This is a genomic window from Tunturibacter gelidoferens (assembly GCF_040358255.1).
In the GTDB taxonomy this organism is placed as follows: Bacteria; Acidobacteriota; Terriglobia; order Terriglobales; family Acidobacteriaceae; genus Edaphobacter; species Edaphobacter gelidiferens.
Genome location: NZ_CP132938.1, coordinates 746,777 through 773,063 on the forward strand (window position 1 = coordinate 746,777; position 26,287 = coordinate 773,063).

24 protein-coding genes are annotated in these 26,287 nt (G+C 59.4%); 12 read left to right on the top strand and 12 right to left on the bottom strand.

Annotated features, from left to right (window positions below; genetic code table 11):
* Positions 1 to 3: 3 nt before the first annotated feature.
* Entirely contained in the window at positions 4 to 1,296 is a 1,293-nt protein-coding gene (gene hisS, locus RBB81_RS03540) for a histidine--tRNA ligase (RefSeq protein ID WP_353072736.1), read from the bottom strand.
* 31 nt (positions 1,297 to 1,327) lie between these two features.
* Positions 1,328 to 1,849 carry a gamma carbonic anhydrase family protein gene (locus tag RBB81_RS03545; RefSeq protein WP_353072737.1) on the bottom strand — a complete coding sequence of 174 codons (522 nt, stop codon included), beginning with the start codon at positions 1,847 to 1,849 and terminating at the stop codon, positions 1,328 to 1,330.
* Positions 1,850 to 1,999: 150 nt separating this feature from the next.
* Here RBB81_RS03545 and rpsU point away from each other — a divergent pair, with 150 nt between their 5' ends.
* The 3 genes from rpsU to RBB81_RS03560 all read left to right on the top strand — a co-directional run bounded on the left by rpsU (position 2,000) and on the right by RBB81_RS03560 (position 3,855).
* A complete protein-coding gene (gene rpsU, locus RBB81_RS03550; protein ID WP_014267628.1) occupies positions 2,000 to 2,197 on the top strand; it encodes a 30S ribosomal protein S21 in 198 nt (65 codons plus the stop codon).
* 284 nt (positions 2,198 to 2,481) lie between these two features.
* Positions 2,482 to 2,895, top strand: coding sequence for a zinc-ribbon domain containing protein (locus RBB81_RS03555; RefSeq protein WP_179580266.1), 414 nt, complete (start codon positions 2,482 to 2,484; stop codon positions 2,893 to 2,895).
* 51 nt (positions 2,896 to 2,946) lie between these two features.
* Positions 2,947 to 3,855, top strand: a complete 909-nt coding sequence (locus RBB81_RS03560; RefSeq protein WP_353072738.1) for an MBL fold metallo-hydrolase — start codon at positions 2,947 to 2,949, stop codon at positions 3,853 to 3,855.
* A gap of 109 nt (positions 3,856 to 3,964) precedes the next feature.
* On the opposite strand, the gene rpmA is transcribed toward RBB81_RS03560, so the two are convergent.
* Positions 3,965 to 4,240, bottom strand: a complete 276-nt coding sequence (rpmA, locus tag RBB81_RS03565) for a 50S ribosomal protein L27 (protein WP_179580270.1) — start codon at positions 4,238 to 4,240, stop codon at positions 3,965 to 3,967.
* Positions 4,241 to 4,334: 94 nt separating this feature from the next.
* Positions 4,335 to 4,661: a 50S ribosomal protein L21 gene (gene rplU / locus RBB81_RS03570; protein WP_179580272.1), complete on the bottom strand. Its 327-nt coding sequence runs from the start codon at positions 4,659 to 4,661 to the stop codon at positions 4,335 to 4,337.
* Between the two features lie 988 nt (positions 4,662 to 5,649).
* On the opposite strand from rplU, the gene RBB81_RS03575 reads away from it, so the two are divergent.
* Positions 5,650 to 6,420, top strand: a complete 771-nt coding sequence (locus RBB81_RS03575; RefSeq protein ID WP_183791044.1) for an SDR family NAD(P)-dependent oxidoreductase — start codon at positions 5,650 to 5,652, stop codon at positions 6,418 to 6,420.
* A gap of 77 nt (positions 6,421 to 6,497) precedes the next feature.
* Here the strand turns inward: RBB81_RS03575 and RBB81_RS03580 are convergent, their stop codons facing one another.
* Positions 6,498 to 7,454 (bottom strand): helix-turn-helix transcriptional regulator, encoded by a 957-nt coding sequence (locus RBB81_RS03580; RefSeq protein WP_353072739.1) that lies wholly within the window; start codon positions 7,452 to 7,454, stop codon positions 6,498 to 6,500.
* A 116-nt stretch (positions 7,455 to 7,570) separates the two neighbouring features.
* On the opposite strand from RBB81_RS03580, the gene RBB81_RS03585 reads away from it, so the two are divergent.
* On the top strand, positions 7,571 to 8,074 hold the full coding sequence (locus tag RBB81_RS03585) for a DinB family protein (protein ID WP_179580281.1): 504 nt from the start codon (positions 7,571 to 7,573) through the stop codon (positions 8,072 to 8,074).
* Between the two features lie 41 nt (positions 8,075 to 8,115).
* On the opposite strand, the gene RBB81_RS03590 is transcribed toward RBB81_RS03585, so the two are convergent.
* Entirely contained in the window at positions 8,116 to 8,577 is a 462-nt protein-coding gene (locus tag RBB81_RS03590; RefSeq protein ID WP_179580283.1) for a hypothetical protein, read from the bottom strand.
* A 216-nt stretch (positions 8,578 to 8,793) separates the two neighbouring features.
* Between RBB81_RS03590 and dut the strand changes: the two genes are divergently transcribed.
* From dut to RBB81_RS03615, 5 genes are all read left to right on the top strand, one after another.
* Positions 8,794 to 9,246 carry a dUTP diphosphatase gene (gene dut, locus RBB81_RS03595; protein WP_353072740.1) on the top strand — a complete coding sequence of 151 codons (453 nt, stop codon included), beginning with the start codon at positions 8,794 to 8,796 and terminating at the stop codon, positions 9,244 to 9,246.
* A 55-nt stretch (positions 9,247 to 9,301) separates the two neighbouring features.
* A complete protein-coding gene (locus RBB81_RS03600; protein WP_353072741.1) occupies positions 9,302 to 10,198 on the top strand; it encodes a DUF5996 family protein in 897 nt (298 codons plus the stop codon).
* A 44-nt stretch (positions 10,199 to 10,242) separates the two neighbouring features.
* Positions 10,243 to 12,762 (top strand): phosphoribosylformylglycinamidine synthase subunit PurL, encoded by a 2,520-nt coding sequence (gene purL / locus RBB81_RS03605; protein ID WP_353072742.1) that lies wholly within the window; start codon positions 10,243 to 10,245, stop codon positions 12,760 to 12,762.
* 77 nt (positions 12,763 to 12,839) lie between these two features.
* A complete protein-coding gene (gene purF, locus RBB81_RS03610) occupies positions 12,840 to 14,312 on the top strand; it encodes an amidophosphoribosyltransferase (RefSeq protein WP_353073891.1) in 1,473 nt (490 codons plus the stop codon).
* 94 nt (positions 14,313 to 14,406) lie between these two features.
* On the top strand, positions 14,407 to 14,865 hold the full coding sequence (locus tag RBB81_RS03615; RefSeq protein WP_353072743.1) for a MerC domain-containing protein: 459 nt from the start codon (positions 14,407 to 14,409) through the stop codon (positions 14,863 to 14,865).
* An 18-nt stretch (positions 14,866 to 14,883) separates the two neighbouring features.
* Here RBB81_RS03615 and RBB81_RS03620 read toward each other — a convergent pair whose 3' ends face one another.
* The 5 genes from RBB81_RS03620 to purD all read right to left on the bottom strand — a co-directional run bounded on the left by RBB81_RS03620 (position 14,884) and on the right by purD (position 19,812).
* Entirely contained in the window at positions 14,884 to 15,753 is an 870-nt protein-coding gene (locus RBB81_RS03620) for a sugar phosphate isomerase/epimerase family protein (protein WP_353072744.1), read from the bottom strand.
* Positions 15,754 to 15,804: 51 nt separating this feature from the next.
* The gene (locus tag RBB81_RS03625; protein WP_353072745.1) at positions 15,805 to 16,713 is read right to left on the bottom strand and encodes a VOC family protein; all 909 of its coding nucleotides are present in this window, start codon (positions 16,711 to 16,713) and stop codon (positions 15,805 to 15,807) included.
* Positions 16,714 to 16,789: 76 nt separating this feature from the next.
* Complete coding sequence (locus RBB81_RS03630) at positions 16,790 to 17,284, bottom strand: DinB family protein (RefSeq protein WP_179580296.1); 495 nt, start codon at positions 17,282 to 17,284, stop codon at positions 16,790 to 16,792.
* A 116-nt stretch (positions 17,285 to 17,400) separates the two neighbouring features.
* A complete protein-coding gene (locus RBB81_RS03635; protein ID WP_353072746.1) occupies positions 17,401 to 18,351 on the bottom strand; it encodes an aldo/keto reductase in 951 nt (316 codons plus the stop codon).
* A 168-nt stretch (positions 18,352 to 18,519) separates the two neighbouring features.
* The gene (gene purD, locus RBB81_RS03640; RefSeq protein ID WP_353072747.1) at positions 18,520 to 19,812 is read right to left on the bottom strand and encodes a phosphoribosylamine--glycine ligase; all 1,293 of its coding nucleotides are present in this window, start codon (positions 19,810 to 19,812) and stop codon (positions 18,520 to 18,522) included.
* Positions 19,813 to 19,936: 124 nt separating this feature from the next.
* Between purD and RBB81_RS03645 the strand changes: the two genes are divergently transcribed.
* Positions 19,937 to 20,542 carry a hypothetical protein gene (locus tag RBB81_RS03645; protein WP_353072748.1) on the top strand — a complete coding sequence of 202 codons (606 nt, stop codon included), beginning with the start codon at positions 19,937 to 19,939 and terminating at the stop codon, positions 20,540 to 20,542.
* 69 nt (positions 20,543 to 20,611) lie between these two features.
* On the opposite strand, the gene RBB81_RS03650 is transcribed toward RBB81_RS03645, so the two are convergent.
* Positions 20,612 to 22,534, bottom strand: coding sequence for a YXWGXW repeat-containing protein (locus RBB81_RS03650; RefSeq protein ID WP_353072749.1), 1,923 nt, complete (start codon positions 22,532 to 22,534; stop codon positions 20,612 to 20,614).
* Between the two features lie 419 nt (positions 22,535 to 22,953).
* Between RBB81_RS03650 and RBB81_RS03655 the strand changes: the two genes are divergently transcribed.
* Positions 22,954 to 25,860 (top strand): aconitate hydratase, encoded by a 2,907-nt coding sequence (locus tag RBB81_RS03655; RefSeq protein ID WP_353072750.1) that lies wholly within the window; start codon positions 22,954 to 22,956, stop codon positions 25,858 to 25,860.
* Positions 25,861 to 26,287: the final 427 nt, after the last annotated feature.

A 26,287-nucleotide genomic window follows, 5' to 3' on the forward strand; every position in this document is an offset into this window, starting at 1 on the left:
TCACTAAGCGCGCAGAAAACCCGCAAGCTCAGCGCGAGGAACCTTCGTCTGCTCTCCAGCGCTAAAGTCTTTAACCGTCAGAATACCCGATGAAACCTCATCTTCGCCGACAATCACCATTCTCCGAGCGAGCTTATCGGCAGCCTCGAAGGACTTCTTCAGCCGGAAACTTCCATCTCCAACCTCAACCGAAAGTCCTGCTCGACGAAGCTCCTGAGCCAGCGCAAGCGCAGCAGCATTCCTCTCAACTCCCATTGGAGCAACGAACGCATCAAGCTTCTGCTGTTTCGCCATCGCTTCCTGAGCCTGAAGCGTAAGGATCAACCGATCCTCGCCAATCGCGAACCCGATTCCAGGAGCCTTCGGTCCACCAAGCATCTCCGACAATCCGTCGTATCTTCCTCCACCAAGCAGAGCGTTCTGAGTTCCCAAACCGCTTCCATCAGGCACCGTGAACTCGAACGTCGTCCGCGTGTAGTAGTCCAAACCGCGAACCAACCTCGGATTCACCGTATAAGCAACTCCACAAACATCAAGCGCAGCAAGCACCTGCGCAAAGTGCTCCTTGCTCGCATCATCCAGGAAGTCGGCGATCTTCGGCAGACCGTTGATGATCTCCTGATCTCCAGCATCCTTCGAGTCCAGCACGCGCAGCGGATTCGTCTCCGCGCGACGTTGGTTATCTGCACTCATCTTGTCCTTCACCGGAGCCAAAGCCTCACGCAGCGCAGCAATGTACTTCGGCCGATCCGTCGACGAACCAACCGAGTTCACCTCAAGCTTCCACCCCTTCACGCCCAACTCGTTCAGGAAGGTAGAAAGCATCTCCAGAACCTCAGCATCACGCAGCGCACTATCAGCACCAGACCAGGCTGGTCCAAGCACCTCAGCCCCAATCTGCCAGAACTGCCGATATCGTCCACGCTGCGGTCGCTCACGGCGAAACTGAGGCCCGATGTAGAACAGCTTCTGCAGCATCCCAGTATCAGCAAGCTTGTGCTCGATATACGCGCGCACAACTCCAGCCGTATTCTCCGGCCGAAGCGTCAGGCTCTGCGCGCCATCACTATCCGCCCGCGCACGATCTTCCCACGTATACATCTCCTTGGAGACAATGTCCGTCTCCTCGCCCACACCACGCGCGAACAGCGACGTGTCCTCGAAGATCGGTGTGCGAATCTCCCCAAATCCATAGCGTGCAAAGACGGCTCTCGCCGTAGCCTCCACATAGTTCCAAAGCGCCGTCTCGGGAGGCAACAAGTCCCGAGTCCCGCGTACTGCCTTCAAAGTAGCCATCACTTCCAGTGTAGCGAAAGCCTCACCTGATTTACGCACCAGCAGCTTCGGCCAGGTAAATCGCCGTGTAATCCAGATAGTTCTGTGCGTACTTCAGGATCAACTCCCGATCCGCATCGCCCAGTGCTCGCCTCACCTTCCCCGGAACACCCGCAACCAACGAGTTCGGCGGAATCACCGTATGCTCTGGAATGACCGCTCCCGCCGCGATGATAGATCCCTCCCCAATTCGGGCGTCGTTCAAGATGGTCGCGCCGATGCCAACCAGAACCATATCTTCCAACACGCATCCGTGCACGGTGGCATTGTGTCCGATGGTCACCAGCTCCCCTACGATCACCGGATAGAGATTGCGCATACCATGCAGGACCGCACAGTCCTGTACATTGCTCTTCGCACCGATGCGGATCGAATTCACGTCACCCCGGACGACCGCGTTCATCCAGACACTCGCTTGTTCGCCGAGGATAACGTCACCGATGATTTGAGCTGACAGATCGACGTAGGAGCTGGCAGGAATTGTCGGTGTGTGTGTCTGGTAAGTGCGAATCATGAACAAATTCTACCCTCGGAATGCAAAAGATTTCAGCTTTCGCAAGAGTCGGTATCCGGCCTCGAATTACCAACGATTTATGTGATTTTCTTGACGAAGGGGCGTATTCTGGATATATCCCGATTGGGAGTGTTTGGAGGTGTATTTTTCTTGGCAGAGGTTCGAGTACAAGAAGGCGAACCCCTTGAGAATGCCCTGCGGCGCTTTAAGCGCAAGGTGCAGACGGAAGACATCATCAAGGAAGTCAAGCGTCACTCTTTTTATCTGAAACCAGGTGAGAAGAAGCGTGTGAAAGAAGCGCTTGCACGCAAGCGCAATCGCAAGAAGGTCCGTAAGGAGCAGGATTAGTTAGCTCCCCAACCACGACGTGCCGTCTCTTCCTCTATCAGCGAGTTTGAAGAGACGGCCGCCTGAACCGCTAGAGATGGACTCCCGCCATTGACTAGCCCCGGCAGACAGAGCCTGATTACGGGTTCACATTGACCGGCAAATCTGAGCAAATTCCACGAACTCGCAGTTTCGGGCCCCCTTCAAATCCAAAGTAATGGTCATCAGCAAAGGTAAGCCCCTTGCGGCGTTGCCACGATCGAGCCCTCGGGTGTTCTTCCTTTCCGTAGGACGGGAGAAGCGGCATGGAATTTCTGGATCGGCTATTAACCTGTGCAGATTGCGGCGGCGAGTTCATCTTCACCGCCGGGGAACAACTCTTTTTCTTCGACAAACAATTCAAGAACGACCCGAAGCGCTGTAAGCCATGCAAGTCCAAACGGTCCGGGGTGGGGCTTAAGGCTGGCGCGGGACCGGCGGCGGCAGGCCTGTCAAGAACCGAGACTCGTACCGAGTGCTCCGAGTGCGGGGTGGAGACTACTGTGCCGTTCAAGCCGACACAGGGGCGGCCGGTGCTTTGCAGGCAGTGCTTCCAGAGCAAGCGTGCTCCTACGTCGGGGGCGCTGGTGACTGCGGCAGCGACAGCGGGAATGGTCGCTGGTGCTCCTGGAGAGCACGTTGCGGCCAGCGTAGAGTTGCTGGCGGCTTCGCGGGTCTGACTGTCTACCTCTCGACTATATCCCTCACATTAGGATGTGGGTGAGGGACTTATGGGCGTTGATGACGGGAGCCGGCTGTACGACTCGGCTGGGGAGTTGGTTCGGGCACGAACTCAGGTTGGGGACTTCGAGCTGACGGTTTGTACGGATGGGACCTACAAGCTGGATGGCGGCGCTATGTTCGGCGTTGTGCCAAAGCCGTTGTGGGAGAAGCGAGCTGCGGCGGATGAGCAGAACCGTATTCTGCTGGGGCTGAATACGGTGGTGGTGCGAACCGGCAGGAATACGGTGGTGATCGAGACTGGAGTCGGCAACAAGCAGTCGGCAAAGATGCGGGAGATCCAGTGCAACCAGGAGCTTCTGCCCCAGTCGCTCGCTGCGGCGGGCGTGAAGGTTGAGGAGGTGGATGTTGTGGTGAACACTCACCTCCACTTTGATCACTGCGGTTGGAATACCACGCTGCATCCGAATGGTTCGGTAGCTCCGACGTTCCCGAATGCGCGGTACTTTGCGCATCGTGGCGAGGTGGAACATGGTCGTCTGCAGCTGGATCGGGATCGGGTGAGTTATCTGTCGCCGAACTATGATCCGCTGGTTGAGTCGGGGCAGATGACGCTGCTCGACGATGCTGGAATCAGGGCGAATCCGGAGATCTGTCCGGGCGTTAGCGTGGAGGTTTTCCCTGGTCACACGGCGCAGTTGATGGCGGTTCATATCGAGTCGAAGGGTCAACATGCCTGCTATATTTCGGATTTAATTCCAACTAGTTCGCATCTGGATCCGACCTGGGTGATGGGGTACGACCTGGATCCGGTGGAGACGATTGCGCAGCGGAAGCGGTTTTATGCGCGGGCGATTCCGGAGAACTGGCTGGTGCTGTTTACGCACGATCACGAGACGCCGATGGGGCGAATTGGGCTGAATGAGAAGAACAAGCCTGTTTTGGTTGCGAGGAAGTAAGGTCGGACGACAGTCCGAGACTAGAAAACCCTGCCGAGGCAGGGTTTCCAATCCAAAATCGCGGTGACTTTATGGTGACTTTTGGCCAGTTGTTGGTGACTGCTGGCGACTAGACAGGAACGGAAGTAAGCTCGGCTGGATCGACGTTGACGAAGCGGCCGTGCTGGCCCTTGTCCTGGAACCGGACGATGCCGTCGACTTTAGCGAAGAGAGTGTCATCTTTGCCGCGACCGACGTTGGCGCCGGGCTTGAGCGGGGTGCCACGCTGACGGACGATGATGCCGCCGCCGAGGATCGTCTGACCACCGAATACTTTGACTCCGAGCCGCTGGGCGTTTGAGTCGCGGCCGTTTTTGGAAGAACCTAAACCTTTTTTATGTGCCATTCGATTGCCTCTTTCGCGCTGCCCTCTGGGCTTTTGCGCTCACTGAATCTGGAAACGGAAGTAAAACAAAACTTTTCGCAGAGAAGCTGTTTCTTTATGCTTCCTTGAAGCTCTTGCCGTTGACGAGGATCTCGTTGATCTTGACCTCGACGAAGTTCTGGCGGTGGCCCTGCATCTTCTTGTACTGCTTCTTGCGCTTGAGCTTGAAGACGAGGATCTTTTCGCCGCGGCCTTCGCCGACGACGGATGCGAGAACCTTGGCGCCGGTGAGGTCGGACTCGAACTTGCCTGCTTCACCGCTGACGGCGAGGACGTCTGAGAACTCGATGTTGCCGTTCTCGTGGGCGGTGGTTTCAATCTTCAACTTCTCGCCAGGGGAGACCAGATACTGTTTGCCGCCGGTGCGGATGACTGCGTACATGACTAGAACCTCAAGCGATCGCGTGCTGACCGCTTTCTTCAAAGTAGATTGTGCTGCATGGGGCGCATACAGGAGCACTGCAGTAAGCCAACCGGTCAAGCCATCGCAGTCTGAGTTTCCAATGACCGCCGGGCCTAAGCCTGTCGTCCCTGCAACCCTTGAGATGAAGACACAGGGGTTGCAGCGCCAAACTTAATGAGTGTATCGCGTTCCGCGAGGGGGGTCAACGTTGTTTGGTGGTGAAAGTCTGCTGGTGCGGGGTGCCGCCCCCCCCCGGGGGGTACCCCAAACTAAGTCGCTTCGTTTCAATAATATCCTAAAATCGGTCCTTCCAAAATATTGCATTCAAAGGGGTTAGAGGCAAATACGTCATATCAAACGGGTTAGCGTTTCTGTTGGATGGGATAGAGTCTGTACGACACTTTTTCATCTATACCTTCCCATTTTACCTTGTGGAATGAAACTAATACGCCACGCGAAAAGCCGCGGCTGGAGTGGGTTTTGTTGTGTTTGGGACTTGACAAGAGTTTGGGACGCGAAGAGGAAAGGGTTTCTCCACTGCGCGGCTCACGGTGTTGCTGTGAGCCGGTCGCAAGAACTTTTGTCGAACGGCAAAAATGAAGGGCAACAGCAGATTCCTCCGCTGCGCCGCGGAATGACAACAAAAAGGCAACGGCAAAGACAAGCACAAATACAAATGCGAATACGGGGATCCTTCGGCTGCATTGCTCACAAGATGCCGTGAGCAACTTCCCTCAGGATGACGTGGCTTTGATTGTTGAGAGAAAGAAGGCAACCTCAACGGCAACAGCAACAGCAACAGCAACTGCAACAGCGGCCTCAGCAACGGCGACGGCAGCCTCAACAGCAACGGCAACAACAACTGCAACAGCGACTGCAGCGACAACGGCGATTGACGTTGCGGTGGCAGTGGCAATGGCGTAATTGACTCGCTGGTGGAAGGGGCGGTGCAGTAATCTCGGGAGGTATGAAGGTTGCGATTGTTACGGGGGCGGCGCAGGGGATTGGGCGTAGGGCGGCGGAGGTTTTGGCTGCGGCGGGGTATGGGTTGTTGCTGATGGATCTGCAGGCTTGTACGGCTACGGTGGAGGCGGTGAAGAAGGCTGGGGTCGAGGTCGAAGAGGTGTTGGGGGATATCTCGGACGAGGCGGTGGTGAAGCGCGCGGTTGAGGTGGTGCGCTCGCGGTGGGGTCGCGTGGATGTGCTGGTGAATAATGCGGGCATCAGCTTTATTGCTCCGGCGGAGACAGTGGAGGGGAAGGCGTTTCTGCGGGTGCTGGAGGTGAATCTGCTGGCTCCGTTTCTGCTGGCGAAGGCGTTCGGCGCCATGATGCTGGAGCAGAGGAGCGGCAGCATTGTGAATGTGGCTTCGATTGCGGGACTGGTGGGGATTGGCGATCGTTCGGCCTACAACGCTTCGAAGCATGGGCTGATCGGGCTGACGCGGACTCTGGCGGCGGAGTGGGGTGGGCGCGGGGTGCGGTGTAATGCGGTGTGTCCGGGGTGGGTGAAGACGGAGATGGATGTGGCGGATCAGGCGGGCGGCGGTTACAACGATGCTGATATTGAGGGCGTGAATCCTATGGGGCGATTTGCAGCGCCGGAGGATATTGCGCAGGCGATTCTGTTTCTGGCGGATCCGGAGAAGAGCGGGTTTGTGAATGGGCAGGCACTGGCGGTGGATGGCGGGTGGACGGTGGATGGAAGTTGGCAGAGCTTGAGGATGCGGAAGCGATAACGTCGCTTTTTATGAGAACGAGTTGAACCGCGAAATCGTGTCTGACTGGAGTTGATTCGACTTTGCATTCGAAGTCGTTACGAGACACGATGCATGCGGCGGATTTCGGCTTTGATGTCTTTGCGGAGGTCGGGTGGCGCAATGGCGGCTGCCCGAGAGCCCAAGCCCAGGACGACGAAGCGGGCTTGCCGGTAGCTTTCGAACTCCACGTGGAAGAGACGCCAGCCCTTGTGCAGGGTTCGTGCTGCGCGATGGTTGAGCGCAGGAACCATGGGACACCAACGTTCGATGGATGCGACGGCTTCGTCCGAGAGCGCAAGGATGGTGGAGATGGTCTGGTGGCGGTCTTTGAGTGCTGCGGTACTTTGCTTCCAGTAGGCGGCGAGATCGAAGTTGGACGGCCGGGTAGATGAGAGAGCCAGGACGACAACTTCGTGCATGCGAGAGATCCGGTAGGTGCGGGTGCCTGCCTGGGATTGCGCGATGAGATACCAGACGGTTTGTTTGCAGACGAGGCCGAGAGGGTCGACGGTGCGGGTGCTGGTGTCGCCGTCGGCGCGGGTGTAGAGGAAGGTGAGTTTGCAGTCGCGGGCGAGGGCGTCCTGCACGATGGGGAGCATAGAGAGGTCTTCGGGGGAGGGTCTCCAGCCGGTGGGGTCGATGTGAAGTCGGGCCTGAATGGAGTGGGCTTGAAGGCGCATGGCGGTTGGCATGGAGGCCATGAGCTTGTCGAAGGCGCGCTGGGCGGCGGCGGTGAGTTTGCGGTCGCCGAGAGCGCTGGGCTGGGCCATGAGGAGGGCCTGGAGTTCGGCGTCGTCGAGGCCGGGGACTTTGGTGCGCCAGCCTCTTTGCAGCTCCCAGCCGCCGGTTGCGCCGCGATGGGCGATGAGGGGAATGCCCGCTGTACATAAAGCTTCCATATCGCGATGGGCGGTGCGCTGCGAGATCTCGAGGCGCTCGGCTACCTCGCGGGTGGAGAGACGGCCGTGAGCTTGAAGCAGCATGAGGGTGGAGAGGAGGCGGTCGGACTTCATTGGATTGGCTGCCCTCGCTTCCCAATAGAGTTATTTCTTTAATATGACAGCAGATGTCATATATGGGCGACTAACTTTCGAAGTGAGAGCCCGAGGCTTTCTGAGGAGGAAGTGCGATGGAGTTCAAGAGATATTTTCTGGAGCAGTTGGAGTGCGAAGCGGAGGCGTCACGGAAGGCGATTGAGAGGGTGCCTGAGGGGCAGAATTCCTGGAAGCCGCATGAGAAGTCGATGGAGTTGGGGAAGCTGGCGGCGCTAGTGGCGACGATGCCTGGCTGGGTGGCGTTAATGATCGATCACGACGAACTGGATTTAAATGGGAATGGAAAGAGTTTTCAGACGAAGGCGGTGGAGACGCGGGCGGAGTTGCTTTTGCTGCTTGAGGATGGGCTAAAGGCTTCGCGGAAGGCGCTGGAGAATACGACGGAAGACCATTTGATGAAGACGTGGCGGCTGAAGATGGATTCGCAGGTGCTATCGGAGGGGCCGAGATACGTCACGATTTCGAATGGCGCGCTGAGTCATCTGGCACATCATCGTGGGCAGCTTACGGTTTATCTGAGGCTGAACGATGCGAAGGTGCCGGCGATCTATGGGCCTAGCGCGGATGAGTTTCACTAGACTACGGGAGCAGATAGCGGGGTGATTCCTGCTATCTGCTGTCAGGCGGCGAGGGCGAGGGTGTGGGTGTGGAGGTCTGCCAGCCAGCGGGCGAGGTCGAGCTTGCGCGTGGTGAGGTCGCGGGTGGCGATGAGGCTGAGGATGGCGTCCTGCAGCTCGGCGGGTAGCTCGGTGAAGGAGTAGCCGGTGCGGGTGCGGGTGATGGTTTCGATCTCGTCGAGGCCGAGGCGGTAGTCGAAGGTGATGGGGGGCGCGGGCGCGTCGGGTTCGGCCTCGCTGGCGCTGGTGGCGAGGGTTGCGTCGAGTCGGGAGGCGGCGTAGCGCGAGCCCGGATAGGAGAGGAGCAGGGTGATGGCTTGCAGGGTTGCGAACTGATTGGGGTTGAGGTTTTGGGGGATGTAAAGGGTGCCGCTGTCGATGAGGCGTTTCAACCAGACGGTTGGCAAAGGGTCAGTTGTTCGGTGCAAAGGAGTTGCAGTCAGCTGGTCGGCGTTGATGGCCACGATACGACTCTCCTGTTGTTTCGGGCACTGCATATCAAGACGTCCCTCGCTACTGATTGGACGCTGGGAGACGGAGGAAAAGCCGAAAAATGAGCACGTGGTTCTCCCCCAAAGGTGGGATACCGGAATGTTGGATGCTATGGGGGATGTGGATAACGAGGTAGTAACTCCGGTTCGGGTGAGAATAGAGTTTCGTCGGATTTTTTTGGAGGATGGATGGCATTGGAGTTGGGAGATGTGGTGCGGATTCGGGTGGTGAAGTTGCGGCCGGAGGCTCAGATGCCGAGGTACGCGCATACGGGAGAGTTTGGGGACCTGGCGGCGGATCTTTATGCGGTGGATGGGGCGACGCTGGAGGCGGGAGCGACGATGCCAGTGGCCACGGGAGTGGCGATGGAGTTTCCTTCGACGCATGGGGCGCTGGTGGAAGATCGGTCGGGGCTTGCGGTGCGCGGGGTGACGACGCTGGCAGGGGTGATCGACCCGGGGTACAGGGGGGAGATCAAGGTAGTGATGACGAATTTGAGCGCGGCGGCGGTGGAGATCACGGCCGGGGATCGCATTGCGCAGTTGCGGATTGTGCGGCGGATTGAGGCGGCGTTTGAAGAGGTGAGTGAGTTGGTGGAGGCTTCGCGGGGCGCGAAGGGGTTTGGGAGTACGGGGAGCTAGGTTTTCGGATGCGGCGTATGCTTCGGCGTGTGGTTTGTGAGTCGCGGGAGGGGTTATGAGTGGAGTGGCACAGTGGCCAGAGCTTGCGTGGGGGGACTGGGCGGCGACGGCGGATACGCTGCATATGTGGACGCAGATTGTGGGGAAGACGCGATTGGCGCTGACTCCGCTGCAGAATCACTGGTGGAACGTGCCGCTGTATGTGACCGCGCGGGGGCTGGGGACCTCGGCGATGGACTATGGGGATGATGTGCTGGATATCGAGTTTGATTTTTTGGCGCATGAGCTGCATCTGCGGATGGGGTCGGGTGGGACGCAGGTGATGAAGCTGAAGGCGCGAACGGTGGCGGATTTTTATGAGGAGTACCTGGGTTGTCTGAAGGAGCTTGGGGTTTCGGTGAAGATCGATCCGATGCCTTGCGAGTTGGCGAAACCGATCCGGTTTGATCTTGATACGGAACACGCTACGTATGATCCGGAGTATGTGCATCGCTTCTGGCAGGTGCTGGTGCATGCGGAGAAGGTGTTTCGTGCGTGGGGGACAGGGTTTCTGGGGAAGGTGAGCCCGGTGCACTTCTTCTGGGGGAGCTTCGATCTGGCGGTGACGCGGTTCTCTGGGCGGTCTGCGCCACCTCGTCCCGGTGCGGACAAGATTCAGCGGGAGGCTTACTCGCATGAGGTGATCTCGGCGGGTTTCTGGCCGGGGAATGGTGGGTATGGGGCGGCGGCGTTCTATTGTTATGCGGCTCCAGTGCCGGAGGGGCTGGCGGAGGCGAAGATTCGGCCTGATGGTGCGGGATGGGATAAAGCGTTGGGGGAGTTTGTGTTCAAGTACGACGCGGTGCGGGCGCTGGCGGCTCCCGAGAAGGCGATGATGGAGTTTCTGGAGAGCTCGTATGGCGCGGCAGCGGATGTGGCGAGGTGGGATCGGGCGGCGCTGGAGCGGCGGTAAGGTGCAGCAGGGGGCTTAGCGTGCGACAATCTTAATAGCGAGCCATGCCAAATCTGCAAGCCCAGCAAGACAAAGCCCCCTCCCCAGCTACCATTACTCCGGAGCTGCTCAAGCAGCACAGTATCACTCCGGAGGAGTACACGCGCATCGAAACGGCGCTTGGACGCACCCCTTCCCTGACTGAGTTGGGGATTTTTTCTGTGATGTGGTCGGAACACTGCTCGTATAAGTCTTCGCGGGTGCATTTGAGGCGGTTGCCTACGAAGGGCGAGCGCAAGACCGGGCCGGGGAGCGTGGTGCAGGGGCCGGGGGAGAACGCCGGCATCATCGATGTGGGCGATGGGTGGGCTTGTGCGTTCAAGATCGAGTCGCACAATCATCCCAGCTACATCGAGCCTTATCAGGGTGCGGCTACGGGTGTGGGCGGGATTCTGCGAGATATTTTTACTATGAATGCGCGGCCGCTGGCGGTGATGGATTCGCTGCGGTTTGGGCCGCTGGATGAGGCGGAGGCAGACGAGTCGCTGCGGCGGCGGAATCACCAGATCGCTACGGGTGTGGTGCATGGCGTGGCTGGATACGGGAACTGTTTTGGCGTTCCGAACGTGGGTGGAGAGACGCGATTTGAGGCCTGTTATTCGGGCAATCCGTTGCTGAATGCGTTTGCGCTGGGGCTGGTCCGCAGCGATGAGATCTTTTATGCGAAGGCTACGGGCGTTGGCAATCCTGTGATCTATGTCGGCGCGAAGACGGGCCGCGATGGGATCCATGGCGCGACGATGGCGAGCGAGGAGTTCACCGAAGGCTCCGAACAGAAGCGGCCTAATGTGCAGATGGGCGATCCGTTTCTGGAGAAGCTGCTGCTGGAGGCTTGCCTGGAGGCGATGGCTACGGGTGCCGTGCTTGGGATTCAGGATATGGGCGCGGCTGGGTTGACGTGCTCGACGTGTGAGATGGGTGCGAGGGGCGATCTTGGGTTGACGGTGGAGTTGGATCTGGTACCGCAGCGCGAGACATCGATGTCGAGCTACGAGATTATGCTGTCGGAGTCGCAGGAGCGGATGCTGCTGGTGGCCGACAAGGCGCGGGCGCAAGAGGTTCTGGATGTGTTCGCGAAGTGGGGGCTGGATGCTTCGATCGTCGGAGTGGTGACAGAGAAGCCGAATATGGTGATTACGCAGCATGGAGAGCTGGTGGCGGATATTCCGAATCGATCGCTGACCGACGATGCGCCGCTGTATCACCGGCCTGTCGGGGTTTGGAAGGCTCCGGTGCCGCTGGATCCTCCGGCGCATGTGCTGGAAGAGTTGAAGAGGCCTCGGGACTACACGGCGGATTTGAAGAAGCTGCTGGCGAGCGCGAACGTCTGCGATAAGCGATGGGTGTTCGAGCAGTATGACTCCATGGTGCAGACCAACACGGTGCAGGGGCCCGGTGGCGAGGCCGGCGTGATTCGAATTAAGGGTACGGGTAAGAGCTCGGGTGCTCCTCGCCCTGAGGGATTGCTGGGCAAACTGGCGAATCTGGTAGCTTCATCCACCCCGCAGGGTGAGGCGACGCTTGCGAACGACAACCCGGATGCTACGAATCCTGTGGTTGATCCAGATGATTCGCATGAGTTTACCGAGACGGTGAAGGGCGACCGTGGATTGGCGATGGCGCTTGCGGGCAACGGGCGATGGACTTATCTCGATCCGAAGCTGGGTGCGATGCATGCTGTTGCTGAGGCGGCACGGAAGGTTGCGTGTACGGGCGCGATGCCGGTGTCGGCAACGAACTGTTTGAACTTTGGCAATCCTGAGAAGCCGGAGATTATGGCGCAGCTCTCACAGGCGATCGATGGAATTGCCGAGGCTTGTATTGCGCTGGGTACTCCGGTGACGGGTGGAAATGTTTCGCTTTATAACGAGACCAAGGGTGAGGGGATTTATCCGACGCCGGTGCTGGGGATCGTTGGAATTATTGATGACGTGACGAAGGCTGTGCCCTCTGCGTTTCGCAAGGCGGGCGATGTGATTCTGTTCCTCTCGGCGTTTCAGGGCGAGGGGCGGAAGATCGAACGGGAGTTTGGTTCGACCGAGTACGCGAAGACGGTGATGGGTGAGTTGTGGGGACAGCCTCCCTTGCTGAATCTAGGCGAAGAGGCTGCGCTGCATAAGGCGCTTGCGGCTCTTTCTGCGAAGGGTGTGTTGGCTTCGGCTACGGACATCTCGGACGGGGGTTCGGTAGTTGCGCTTGCGAAGGCTTGCTTCCCTCGCGATTTGGGTATTCGAGTGTCGATGAACGTGTCGGAGATGGAGCCGTTCGCGTTGAAGGAGCGGTTCTTCAGTGAGATTGGATCTTCAGTGATTGTTTCTACGGATAAAGGGCATGTGGAGGCGATTCGGGCTGTGCTCGCCGAGCATCCCAAGGTGTGGATGGCTTCTCTGGGGGAGATCACCGCGGACAACTTCGAAGTTGTGATCAACGGGAAGAAAGTTATTGATGAACCGGTCTCCGCGCTGAAGGGATCGTGGACGGGGGCACTGGAGGAGCAGTTGGCCGCAGAGGTGGTGACGGCATGAGCGATCTTCCTGAGAAAGTTATAGCAGCGCAGAACGAAATGCGGGAGTCTCTCCACTACGCTACCGCTGCGGTCGAGATGACGATATCTGAGGTGGATGAAGAAGACGAGACGCCGTTCGATAAGCTTCGCGAAGAGTGCGGAGTAATGGCGATTTATAACCATCCTGATGCGGCTCGGATGACCTACTGGGGGCTTTATTCGCTGCAGCACCGGGGGCAGGAGTCGGCGGGGATTGCCAGCGCGGATGGGTACCAAGTGAACGACATCAAAGGTATGGGGTTGGTGTCGGAGATCTTTACGGATGATGTGCTGGGCAGGCTGCCGGGGCATATTGCGATTGGGCATACGCGGTACTCGACCACGGGTGACTCTGCGCTGTTGAATGCGCAGCCGATCTCGGTGGAGAGTACGAAGGGTTTGATTGCGATTGCGCACAATGGCAACCTGATCAACCTGGGGACGGCGAAGGAGAGGCTGGAGCGCGATGGAGCGATCTTCCAGACGACGTCGGACTCCGAGATCATCATTCAATTGATTGCGCACTCGACGAAGAACACCCTGATTGACTGCATGGCTGAGGCTTTGATGCAGGTGGAAGGCGCGTTTTCGATTGTGATGATGACGCGCAACCGCATCTTCGCGGCGAGGGACCCGCATGGGTTTCGGCCGCTGGCGATGGGGCGGATTGAGGGTAAAGACGGCGCGCCGGATACGTTTGTTTTTGCGAGTGAGACGTGTGCGTTCGACCTGCTGCATGCGAAGTACGAGCGCGATGTAAAGCCGGGTGAGCTGGTGATGGTGTCGGAAGATGGCGTGACGAGCCGCTACTTCAACACGACAACCGAGCAGGCGAGCTGCGTGTTTGAACATGTTTATTTTGCACGGCCTGACTCGAAGATCTATGGGCGTTGGGTGCAGCAGTCGCGCGAAGAGATGGGGCGGCAACTGGCGCGGGAGTCGGGTGTGCCGGCGGATCTGGTCGTGCCGGTGCCGGACTCGGGCGTGACGGCAGCGATTGGGTATGCGGCGGAATCAGGGATTCCGTTTAATTTTGGGCTGATTCGAAACCACTATGTGGGACGCACGTTTATTCAGCCGGAGCAGAGAGTGCGGGACTTCGGCGTGAGGATGAAGCTGAACCCGATGCGGAATTTGCTGGAGGGAAAGCGTGTTGTGTTGATCGATGACTCGATCATTCGCGGAACGACCTCGCGGAAGATTGTGAGGATGGTGCGGGCAGCTGGGGCGACGGAGGTGCATCTGCGGATCTCTTGTCCGCCGACGATCTCGCCTTGTTTTTATGGGGTGGATACGCCCTCGAAGAAAGATTTGATTGCGGCGAACAAGTCGATCGAAGAGATCCGCGAGTTTGTCGAGGCGGATTCGCTGGCGTACCTGAGCCTGGTGGGGCTGACGCACTCCTGCACGAAGGGAGAGCCGGCGGATGGGTTGTCGCCGGGGAGCTTCTGCACGGCTTGTTATACCGGGGACTATCCGACGCAGTGGGTGGATGTGTCGGAGATTCTACCTGCGGTGACGACGGCGTAAGGCTTCGAGTCGGCAGGGAGGTTCTCCGCTGCGCTCAGACGGTCTATAATTGATAATGTAATATCAATAGCATGATTGACACAGCAGGATGCTGATGAATCTCTTCTCTGAAAGAATCTTCAAAAATATGAATGCCTCGTTGCGTGCTTCAACTTTTTCTGCAGATAGTCTTGGCGTGTGGGCCTCTGCTCTCTGCGTGGTGCATTGTGTTGTGACGCCGGTTATGGTCTCGATGTCGGTGGTGATGGCTCGATTTATTCCGGGGGAGGAGAGGACGCATCGTGCGCTGGCGGTAGGGGTCGCAGCGCTTGGTGCAATGGCGCTGGTGAAGGGATCTCGGACGCATGGGCGCAAACGCATTCTCGGGTTAATGGCGCTCGGGCTGGCGTTTATCTTCGTTGGGGCGTTCTTTGGGGAACGGCTGCCTTCCCACGGATACGAAGTCGCGGTGACGATGACGGGGAGCGCGCTGATGATCTGCGCTCACCGGATGAATCACACGTTCTGCAGAGAGTGCAGGCGGTGTACGCACTCGGATGCGGGAGTCTGTTGATGGCTATTGAACTGCGCCTTATGCCTTGATGGTCTGGAGGTAGGCGAAGTTTTCTTTGAGGCTGTCGAGGATCTGGAGGGCGGTGTCGTCCTGATCGAGGTAGGCGTAGCGGATGCCCTGCTTGTGGGCCTGAGCGAAGATGGCGGGCCAGTTGAGAGTTCCCTTGCCCATCTCGGTGATGTGCTTGGCGGTGGGGCCCATGACGAAGCCGGTGGGGGCGTTGACGATGCGGTCTTTGAGGTGGAGGAGACAGACGCGGTTGGCGTAACGGGTGAGCATGGTGAGGGGATCCTGGCCGGCCTGGGCGAGCCAGTACATGTCGAACTCGAGCTTCACGAGGGCTGGGTCGGTGTGCTGCATGAGTTCGTCGAAACCGGTGGTGGTGCCCTGCGGGGCGAACTCGTAGCAGTGGTTGTGAAAGACAAATTGCATGCCGGCGTCGTGGACGTTATGGCCCCAGGTGTTGAAGTCGGCGGCGGCTTTATGGAAGTTGTCGAGAGTCCACTGGCCCGGGTGTTCCGGGGGGATCATGGGGCATACCATGTACTCGAGGCCGAGCTGATGGGCGTAGTCGATTTTGGTGGGGACGCTGGCATAATCGAAGTGGGCGGAGACGAGGCCGAGGCCGGAGTCGGCGACGATGCGGCGGAGCTCGGGCGCGGGGTGGGTATAGACGATGGGGAAGAGCTCGATCTGGGTGTAGCCGATCTGCCGGATGGCGTGGAGGATGCCTGGGAGATCTTGCGGGGCCTCTTTGCGGACCATGTAGAGCTGGACACCGTAGACGAAGGGAGCGTCGGCGGCGAAGGCAGAGGGAAGGCGGCCGAGGGTGCAGCCGGCGGCGGTGGCGAGGGCGGAGAGGCGGAGGAAGTCGCGGCGGGTGGGCATGATCGATGCTCCTGGAGTTCTTCGAGCTGGTGGTGTTAGCGGTTCAGCTGTCTAGCGGTTTTCGGCTTCGGTGGGTGCTTTGCCTAGGATTGGAGAGCAGCAGGGCGTGCCGGAGGGCTGAAACTCCATGTATTCAACGCGGGTGAGATCGGGGTCGAAGAGGTTGAGCTGGACCTTGCCGTCTTTGCCCATCTGGGTTTTGGCGCAGTTGGGGCCTTCGCATTTGTTGCGGGCGAGGGATGCAACGACGTCACTCATCTGGCTGGTGCCGAGTGAGAAATGATTGAGGACGCCGAGCTGTTTGGCGGAGGGAGTGGTGTCGTAGAGCATGTACTCGAGCCAGTCGGTGCCGTCGGGAACCTGCTGGCTGACCCAGTCGGTCTTGCCCTCCTGCATGCCGCCGTGCCAGTAGGGGCGGAAGCCGAGGAGGTCCTTGTAGAAGCGATCTTCGGCGGCGGCGTCTTTGACGAGGAAGCCGGTGTGGATGATGCGATGGGAGGTGGCGTCGGGCGAGGTGATGGGAAGGCCTGGGATTTTGGTGCCCTCTTGCACGAAGTAGACGAGGTTGCCTTCGGGGTCGTGGACGGCGAAGGTTTCGTGGGCGAGAGGCTGCTCTATGACGACTTTGTGAGCTTTGAGGAAGCGCTCCAGGGCTGTGGCGTCGTGGGTGGTGAAGGCGATTGCTGCTAGGCGACTGGCAGGTGCGGGGTTGGGCAGGGCTTCGACCTCCAGCCACTGGAGGTCGTTGACGGAGTAGCGAGTGATGCCGTCGCTCTCTGCGTGGCCCAGTCCGAGAGTTTTGCCGTAGAAGGTGGCGGAGGCAGCTGGATCGGCGGTGTACATGCGGATGAAGGCGATGCCGGTGATGGCGGGGCGCTCTTGTGCGAGGGAGAGACCGGAGAGGCAGAGAAGGAGGCAAAGTGCGAGGGAGAGCGGAAGACGAGGCCTGACTCTGCGCATGGGAGTCACTTTAGTTGGTGGTCCGACCTTTTGTCAAAAGATGCGTGGCAAGGGTTGATTTGACGAACTGGACGGATCAGACCGCCTCGAGGTTCATGAGGAGGTAGTCCATTCCCCAGGCGGGCTTGATGCCTTGCTGGCGGGCGAGGGTGGCGAGTTGTGCGTAGTGACGGATGCTGTGCAGTAGAAGGTGAAACAAGATCGTTTTGGGAGTGGACCGTGCGGGGCCCATGACGCGGGTCGAAAACTCGATGGGTTGGTCCCAGTCCATCTCGGAGGCGAGGAGTTTGTGGACGAGTGCGAAGGCGTGGTCGTGGGTGGCGTATATTTTTTCGACTGAGTCGTAGGAGATGCTGGTGTAGTCGGTCGCGGTGAGATCGGAGAGGCGCTCGGCGAAACGAAGCTCAACGGCGACGATGTGCTGCAGGAGCTGGGCGACGGATTGAACGTTGTTAACGTCGCAGGGCACAGCGAGCAGTTCTGGGTGGGCGGCTAAGAGGTTGCGCCAGCCGGTGGAGGTTTTTTCGACCCAGGCGATGAGTTCGTGCGCGGTGAGAGCTGGTTCGGTCATGGTCTTCTCCCTTTTCCTATTTACGAAAGATGTCATAAGAATGTTCGACTGGTCGCGACAGGGCTGCGCATAAAAAGCGCGTGTATTTGCTGCAGCCCTGTCTTAATGTTTCGGTTTTATGGATGTGCGGCGAGGAAGGCGTTGATCTCCGCGTATTCGGCTTCGGTGAGGCGGAAGGTGACGGCGGGGGTGACGCCTTCGACCTGTTTGGCGTTGCGGCCTCCGACGATGGCTGCGGTGATGGCGGGGTTGTGAAGCGTCCAGGCGATGGCTACGACGCCGGCAGTTACGTTGTGACGTGTGCCCACGGTTTTCAGGAAGTCGGCGATGGCAAGGTTGCGGGAGAGGAGCGGCTCCTGGTAGTTCTTTGCGTTGCGGCGGAAGTCGTCGCTGGGGAAGGAGGCGACGCGCTCTTTGGTCATGGCCCCGGTGAGCAGACCTGAGTGCATGGGGGCGTAGTTGATGGTGCCGATGTTGTGTTTGTGGGTGAAGGGGAGAATCTCGGCTTCGATGGCGCGGTTGAGCATGGAGTAAGGCGGCTGGTTGGAGGTGATGGGGGCGATTTTGATGGCGCGCTCCATCTGGGACACGCTGAAGTTGGAGACGCCGATCCAGCGGACCTTTCCTTCGCGCTGCAGGTCGGCCATTACCGTCCAGCCTTCTTCGATGTCTTCGTCTGGCTTGGGCCAGTGGACTTGATAGAGGTCGATGGCTTCGACTTGGAGGCGGCGAAGACTGTCTTCGACTTCGCGGCGGATTTGTTTGAGCGAGTTCGTGATCTCGCGCTTGTCGTCCCACACCATGGAACACTTGGTGAAGAGGTAGGGTTTTTGTGATGCGGATTTGACGGCTTTGCCGACGACCTCTTCGGAATGGCCTAGGCCATAGACGGCGGCGGTGTCGATCCAGTTGATGCCGAGGTCGAGTGCTTTGTGGATGGCGGTGATTGAGTCGTTGTCGTCCTGGGGGCCCCATGAGAAGGCCCAGTCGCCGCCACCGATAGCCCATGCGCCGAAGCCAATGGGGGAGATTAAGAGATCAGATTTGCCGAGTTGTTTCTTGTCCATTTTTATTGGACGCTTCGAGGGCAACGGAGGCTTCAACAGGAGATGAATAGCTGGGTTATAGGTTTGTGGTAGAGAAGCAGATTCCTCCGCTGCGCTGCGGAATGACAACAAAAACGACAACGGCAGCGGCGACGGCAACGACAACGGCAACAGATTCTATGTTGGTTCTTAGCGTAAGGCACGGTGGCCGATGTCGCGGCGGAACTGCATGCCTTCGAAGGATATCTTCGCGAGTTGGGCGTAGGCCTTGTCGAGGGCGGTTTGCAGATCGGGCGCGAAGGCGGAGATGGCGAGGACTCGGCCTCCAGCGGTGACGGTCTTTCCGTCTTTGAGGGCTGTCCCGGAGTGGAAGATGACCACGTCTTCCTCTTTGGCTTTGTCTCTCGCGTCGCCGATCGAGTTGTCGGGCAGGCCGGAGATGGGTTTGCCCGAGGCGTACTTGCCGGGGTAGCCGCCGCTGGCCGCGATAACGCAGACGCTGGCTCCGGGGCGCATGTTGATGCTGAGCTCGTTGGCGGTGCCGTCGATGGAGGCGTTGAAGAGATCGAGGATGTCGGTCTCGAGGCGGAGGAGGATAGCTTCGGTTTCGGGATCGCCGAAGCGGGTGTTGAACTCGAGGACCATGGGGCCGCGCGGTGTCATCATGATGCCGCAGAAGAGGATGCCTTTGAAGGGTTCGCCTTCGGAGTGCATGCCGTCGACTACCTTTTGCGCGACGTTGTGGAGGAGCCAGCTGCGCATGGCCGGCGTGGCGATGCCGTCGGTGGAGTAGGCTCCCATGCCGCCGGTGTTGGGGCCGGTGTCACCTTCGCCGATGCGCTTGTGGTCCTGCGCGGAGGCTATTTCGATGGCGTGAGTGCCGTCGCAGAGAGCGAAGAAGGAGAGCTCTTCGCCGGTGAGGAACTCCTCGAGAACGACTGCCTCCTCCGTCGTGCCGAGGAGGGAGCCGCTGAACATCTCGGCAGCGGCGGCTTCGGCCTGAAGGTGAGTCTCGCAGATGACGACGCCTTTGCCGGCGGCGAGGCCGGAGGCTTTGACGACGATGGGGACGGCGAAGCGAGGGAGCTCTTCGCGGACCTGCGCGAGGGTGGTGCAGATGCCATACTCCGCGGTGGGAATGGCGTGGCGTTGCATGAACTCCTTGGCGAAGGCTTTGCTGGTCTCGAGCTGGGCTGCGCCTTGCGTGGGGCCGAAGACGCGGTGGCCGCGTTTGGTGAGCTCATCGACCAGGCCGATGGAGAGAGGGAGTTCGGGGCCGATGACGGTGAGCGCGGGCTGCTCGATAGAGACGATGTTGACCAGTTCGTGGAGGTTGCCGGGGTCGCAGGGGATGCAGCGGGCGAGCGCGGCGATGCCGCCGTTGCCGGGAGCGCAGAGGACCTCGGTGACCTGAGACGATTTTAGGAGAGCCCAGACGATAGCGTGCTCGCGACCGCCGCCGCCGATTACCAGAACCTTCATTCCTTGACCTTCATTTGCTGATGCGCTCCTGTGGATGCGAAATTTGCTTCGCAACTTCGAGGCTAGCATCGTGGGAGATGAAGTCAAACCGAGTCGGCTGTAAGCTATTGACCGAGGGAAGAGAATGATTGGCGATACAGCGCAGTATCAGGAGCTGGTGAAGCTCTACGCGGCCTACGGTGATGACGAGTTGTTGGGGCTGGCTCGGGGAATGAGTGACCTTACGGATATGGCGCAGGAGGCGCTGCGAGGAGAGATGTCGCGGCGTGGGCTTAAGGCTTCGTCAGCGCCGGAGCGTGCGGAGCAGAGGGTACTGAGTGATGACGATCTGGCGGATTTGAGGGCGTTTGCCGCGCTGGCTCCGGCGGACTGTGTCTTTGAGTACAAAGATGGGCGCGGTGCGGTGGCTGCCTCACTCGCGCTGCGAGAGGCAGGGATTGAGTCTATCGTCTTGCAGGGAGATGGATCGCGGATGGACGTGCAAGGGCCTCGCGTTGTGGTCGCTCCAGAGAATGCGGAGGACGCGGCGATACTGTTGTCGCAGCCGTTGGCTGAGCGGTTCAAGGCGGAGGTTGACGAGTCTGCGTCGGGAGAGTTTACGTTGCCAGCCTGCCCGATATGCGGGAGCCACGAGACCCTGCTGGAGGCGGTGGAACCAGCAAACCGATGGCGATGCGATGACTGCGATCATGACTGGCTGGAGGGAGAGGCTTCGTCAGCGGTGGAGTGATTTTTTGATGGAGAGGAATAAAAAGACCCGCGCCAGGCGGGTCTTTTCACGTGCAACGGCGAAAGTAGCTTAGTGTGGCTTTCCTTCTCCGTGTGGAGCGGGTCTCGCCTCAGCCTGCTGCCTAGCTTGAGGTGCCGGACGCGACTGTGGTTGAGGTGCCGGGCGTGACTGGGGTTGAGGTGCCGGACGCGACTGTGGTTGAGGTGCCGGGCGTGACTGGGGTTGAGGCGCCGGACGCGACTGTGGTTGAGGTGCCGGGCGTGACTGGGGTTGAGGGCGTGGCTGCGGTTGGGACTGAGGACGGGCTACGTTCTGCGGGGTTGGTTCAGGTCTGCTCTGCGGTTCAGGTCTGCTCTGCGGTGCAGGGCGAACCTGGAGCTGAGGCTGGGGTTGGACAGGACGGGTTTGGGGTTGCGGCTGGACCGGTCGTACCTGCGGTTGGACTGGTCTGGTTTCGGGTTGGGCGGGTCGTACCTGTGGTTGAACCGGTCTGGTTTCGGGTTGGACTGGTCGCACCTGCGGTTGGACCGGTTTGGTTTCGGGCTGAGTGGGTCGTACCTGGGGCTGAACCGGACGAGTCTCGGGTTGCACGGGACGAGTTTGAGGCTGGGCTGGACGGCTGACTTCGCCGGGCCTCGTGTTGGGCTGACCAGGGTTTGGTTGAGCAGGACGAGTTTCAGGCTGTGTGGGGCGGCCTGGCTGGACGGCCGGCTGACCAGGACGTGCAGGTTGTATAGATGGCTGGCCGGGGCGATTATTTTCGCCGGGCCGCGTATTTGGCTGGCCGGCGTTTGGCTGACCGGGTCGCGTTTCAGGCTGGACGGGGCGGCCGGGTTGCACTGCCGGCTGGCCAGGGCGGGATGGCTGTATGGCAGGTTGGCCGGGACGGTTGATCTCGCCAGGACGCGTGTTTGGTTGGACGGGCTGAGTGGCACGGACTGGTTGCACGGCTGGACGAGCGACCGCGGCGATAGGACGGGGTGAGGCGACCAGAGCGGGACGGCCCTTGTTCACGTTGTAGAACTGCTGGCGATTCTGTGCGGCCTCGCGCTGGTTCTGAAGTTGCGTGGTCATGGGCGGGACGCGAGGGCCGCGGTTGGCTGCGACCTCGGCGGGCTGGGGGCGTACGTTGACGCCGCCGCGGCCGCCGTTGTAGGAGACCCGGTTGATGGTGGTGTTGTTAACGACGACCGTGCGGTTGTAAACGTTGGTGATGCGTGTGACGTTAACGTTGTTGACCGAGCGATTGTAGTAGAAGTTGCGGCCCTGCCAGTAGCCACCGTGATAGCCGCTGCCGGTGTAGCCGAAGCCGTAGTTCACGCCGCCGTAGAAGCCGATGTGCGGGCCCCAGAAGCCGCGATGAAGGATGTAACGGCCTCCGAAGAAGCCCCAGTAGCCGGGGGTCCAGAGAGCTCCGTAAAAGGGTGGAGCGCACCAGGCTCCGGGTACCCAATAGTAGCCGACGGGGGCGTATCCCCAGTAGCCGGGGGTCCAGAGGTAGTTGGGCGCAGGGGCTTCGGGCTGCTCGTATTGGGGGAGGGGTGGGGGCGGTTCGTTGGCCTCTTCGAGCGCCTGCTGACCGGCATCTACCTGGGATTCGTCGTAGTTGGTGGGGGCGTTGTAGTCGTAGTTCTGATCGTAGTTCTGGTCGTTGTTCTGAACCGGGGGCTGGGCGCTCTGGGCGGCAGTGTAGGCCTCGTTTTGAGGCGGCGGGGCGGCTGCTTGCGGAGCGTACTGCTCGGAGTTTTGCTCCGGCGTGGATTGGGAGCGGATGCCGAGGACTCTTCCCTGCACGGGCTGTGGGGCAGGGGCGGCCTGGGGCTGGCTGTTGTCTACCGGGGCCGTGTTGGCATCAGCAGGGTCGGGACCGGAGTTGTCGGGAATGGCTGCAGGCTCTACGCCCTTGTGGCAGCCTGAGAGTGTCACTGTTGCTGCGAGTGATGCAATGCCAAGCGATAGACCTAGAAAAATCCTGGGAAATGATTTGTACATACTGCCAGTCTCCTCGTACCTGCTGCGGGTATAAACACGAACTTCTTGAATGAGATGCATTTTTCTTACAATTGCGGACTTTGCGAGTGATGACGCAATAGCCAAAGCGACGCGTTGTGCTGTGGAGTCTGATAGTTGCGACGCTTTGGACGCCAGCCTGCCGCGTTTTGCAATCACCCTTTGGTGGGAGGGTCAGGCGCTTTACCGCAACCGGACGGAACGCAGTAAGATTAGTTTGATGGCAGGCTGTCTTCCCAACACGAAGCGCTTTCGCCACGGTCGCCCTGACCGCGGACGCTGCTAATTCGACCCCTCCCCTGAAAACTTGATAGGCTTCAGCCGTCGCCGTCTGCGGTTCGAAGATGTGACCACGGCCCCAACCATCGCGCTTCCGAAGAGCGCGCCTCGGAGAAGATACCATGCCGACACAATCGCATCCTGATTCGTTTAAGAGCTTATCCACACTAGCTGTAGGGAAGAGCACGTACGATGTATTTCGACTGAAGGCGCTGGAGGGGACGGGTGTTGACCTTGGCCGGCTTCCCTTCTCACTGCGGATTCTGCTGGAGAACCTGCTGCGGCATGAGGATGGCCGCACCGTGACTGCTGAAGATATTCAATTTCTGGCGTGCTGGGATCCGAATGCGGAGCCTTCGCGAGAGATTGCTTACATGCCGGCGCGAGTGTTGATGCAGGACTTTACCGGCGTGCCTGCTGTTGTCGATCTGGCTGCGATGCGGGATGCGATGAAGGCGCTGGGCGGTGATCCGGAGAAGATCAATCCGCTGCAGCCGGCAGAGCTGGTGATCGACCACTCGGTTCAGGTGGATGAGTTTGGAACACAGCGGGCGTATGACCTGAATGCGGCGCTGGAGTTTCAGCGCAATCGCGAGCGCTATGCGTTTTTGAAGTGGGGGCAGACGGCGTTCGATAATTTTTCAGCTGTGCCGCCTGGAATGGGGATCTGTCATCAGGTGAACCTGGAGTACCTGGCGCGGGTCGTGTTTACGACGACGCCGGATGCGCAGGGGAAGGTGTTCGCATATCCCGACACTTTGGTGGGAACCGACTCGCACACGACGATGGTGAATGGTTTGGGCGTGCTGGGCTGGGGCGTAGGCGGCATTGAGGCAGAGGCAGCGATGCTGGGACAGCCGGTGAGCATGCTGGTGCCACAGGTGGTTGGGTTCAAGCTGACGGGCAAGCTGAAAGAGGGCACGACTGCTACGGACCTGGTACTGACCGTGACGGAGATGTTGCGGAAGCTCGGTGTGGTGGGTAAGTTCGTGGAGTTTTATGGGTCGGGGATTACAGAGCTGCCGCTGGCTGACCGCGCGACGATTGCGAATATGGCTCCGGAGTACGGGGCTACTTGCGGAATCTTCCCGGTGGATGCGGAGACGCTGAAGTATCTGCGACTGACCGGGCGCAATGAAGAGCAGATTGCACTCGTAGAGGCTTACTACCGCGAGCAGGGGCTGTTTCATACGGCGGATGCGAAGGAGGCCGTTTACTCGGCGACGATTTCGCTGGATCTGGCGACGGTAGAGCCGAGTGTGGCCGGTCCGAAGAGGCCGCAGGATCGAGTTGCACTGTCGCAGGCAGGTGCGAGCTTCAAGGAGCAACTACCCGGGCTGCTGGGGCCGAATGGAAACAAGCATGTGATTCGGCAGATGGTGCGCTGGGAGGGAGAGGGTGGGACGGCTTCGGAATCGGGCGATCTGAGCAGCAGCGTAGGGGCTTCGGCTCCTGTGGTGGAGGCTCCGGTAGTGCCGGTGATTACGATCAGCGATCAGACCATACCGCTGCTTGAGGCTCCGCATGTGTCGATTCGGAGCAGGTTTGGCGTAGATCCGGATCAGTATCTCGATCATGGATCGATTGTGATTGCGGCGATCACCTCCTGCACGAATACTTCGAATCCTTACGTGATGATGGCTGCAGGTTTGCTTGCGAAGAAGGCTGTGGAGAAGGGGCTGAGCACGCCGCCGTGGGTGAAGACTTCGCTGGCTCCGGGTTCGCGCGTGGTGACTGATTACTACGTGAAGGCCGGGTTGATGCCGTATCTCGATCAGCTGCGTTTTCAGGTGGTGGGGTATGGATGTACGACGTGCATAGGAAACTCGGGACCGCTGCCCACAGATGTTTCGAAGTCGATCGAGGATCATGGATTGGTGGCAGTGTCGGTGTTGTCGGGGAACCGTAACTTTGAGGGGCGAATCTCGCCGGAGGTGAGGGCGAACTACCTGATGAGTCCTCCGCTTGTGGTTGCGTATGCGCTGGCGGGGCATATTGCGCACAACTTCGAGACGGAGGCACTGGGCCGCGATCTCGACGGCAAGCCTGTCTTCCTGCGCGACATCTGGCCTACGCAGGCAGAGGTCTCGGCGGCGGTGAATTCTTCGATCGATTCCGAGATGTTCCGTCGGCAGTACTCCACGGTCTCGGAAGGCGACAACAACTGGAAGAGCCTGAAGTTTCCGGATGGCGAGACGTATGGGTGGGAGCCGGATTCGACCTATATTCGCAAGGCTCCTTACTTCGACGGGATGCCAGCGACGCCTGCTCCGGTTGGAGATATTCATGGGGCTCGCGTGCTGGCGGTGCTGGGAGATTCGGTGACGACGGATCATATCTCGCCGGCGGGTTCGATCAAGCTGAATGGGCCTGCTGGGAAGTACCTGACCGAGCATGGGGTGAAGCCGTCGGACTTCAACAGCTATGGATCGCGGCGCGGCAACCATGAGGTGATGGTGCGCGGCACGTTTGCCAATGTGCGGTTGCGGAACAAGCTCGCTCCTGGAACTGAAGGCGGTGTGACGCGGCTGCTGCCGGAAGATGTGCCGATGTCGATCTACGATGCGAGCGTGGAGTATGCGAAGCGTGAAACGCCGCTGGCGATTCTTGCGGGCAAGGAGTACGGCTCGGGCTCTTCGCGCGACTGGGCGGCGAAGGGGCCGCGGCTGCTGGGGATCAAGTTTGTGATCGCGGAGAGCTATGAGCGGATTCACCGGTCGAACCTGGTCGGGATGGGGATTCTGCCGCTGCAGTTCCTGCCGGGTCAGAACGTCGAGTCGCTGCATTTGACGGGCGAGGAGTTGTTTGCGATCGGGGATGCGCCGGGTCAGTTGAAGGCGATGCTCGATGGCAAGTTCGCCGATGGCAAGGTGGTGACGGTGTTCGCGGAGTCCGATCTGGGCAAGACGATTGAGTTCTCCGCTACCGTGCGCATCGATACGCCGCAGGAGATTCTGTACTACCAGAACGGCGGAATCCTGCAATACGTGTTGCGGCAACTGGCGGGGAAGGTTCCGGCCTCGGCTTAGCTGTCGGTACTACCGTTTCTCCTTTCTCCCTATCTCCAGTGGGGGAGGGGTACACCCCCCTCCCCCATGTTACGGGGGGATAAAGCGCTTGTATTCAACAGCTTGGAGATAGTCGATGTCTGCAAAATATAGATAATACATGGTTTGCGTACAGAATCCTTGTTATCAACAAGTTAGCCCCGGAGGGAGTCTATCCCTGCGGGGCCTGCTTGTTTTTGATCTCTGTATCAAGTGTAGCGAATGGAGTGAAACTAAAGTGCCAAGTTTGGCAGAATCTATCTATTTTGTTATGTGTGGGTTAATGAGTTTTTGAGAGGTTTGGGGCTTGACAGGATTTCTGTGGAGGAGCTGACGCGGCAGAACGAACAATCACACCTCCTGCAACGCTCACTCTCGAGTAGCCCGTCTTAGCAACATAGCCTTGCGT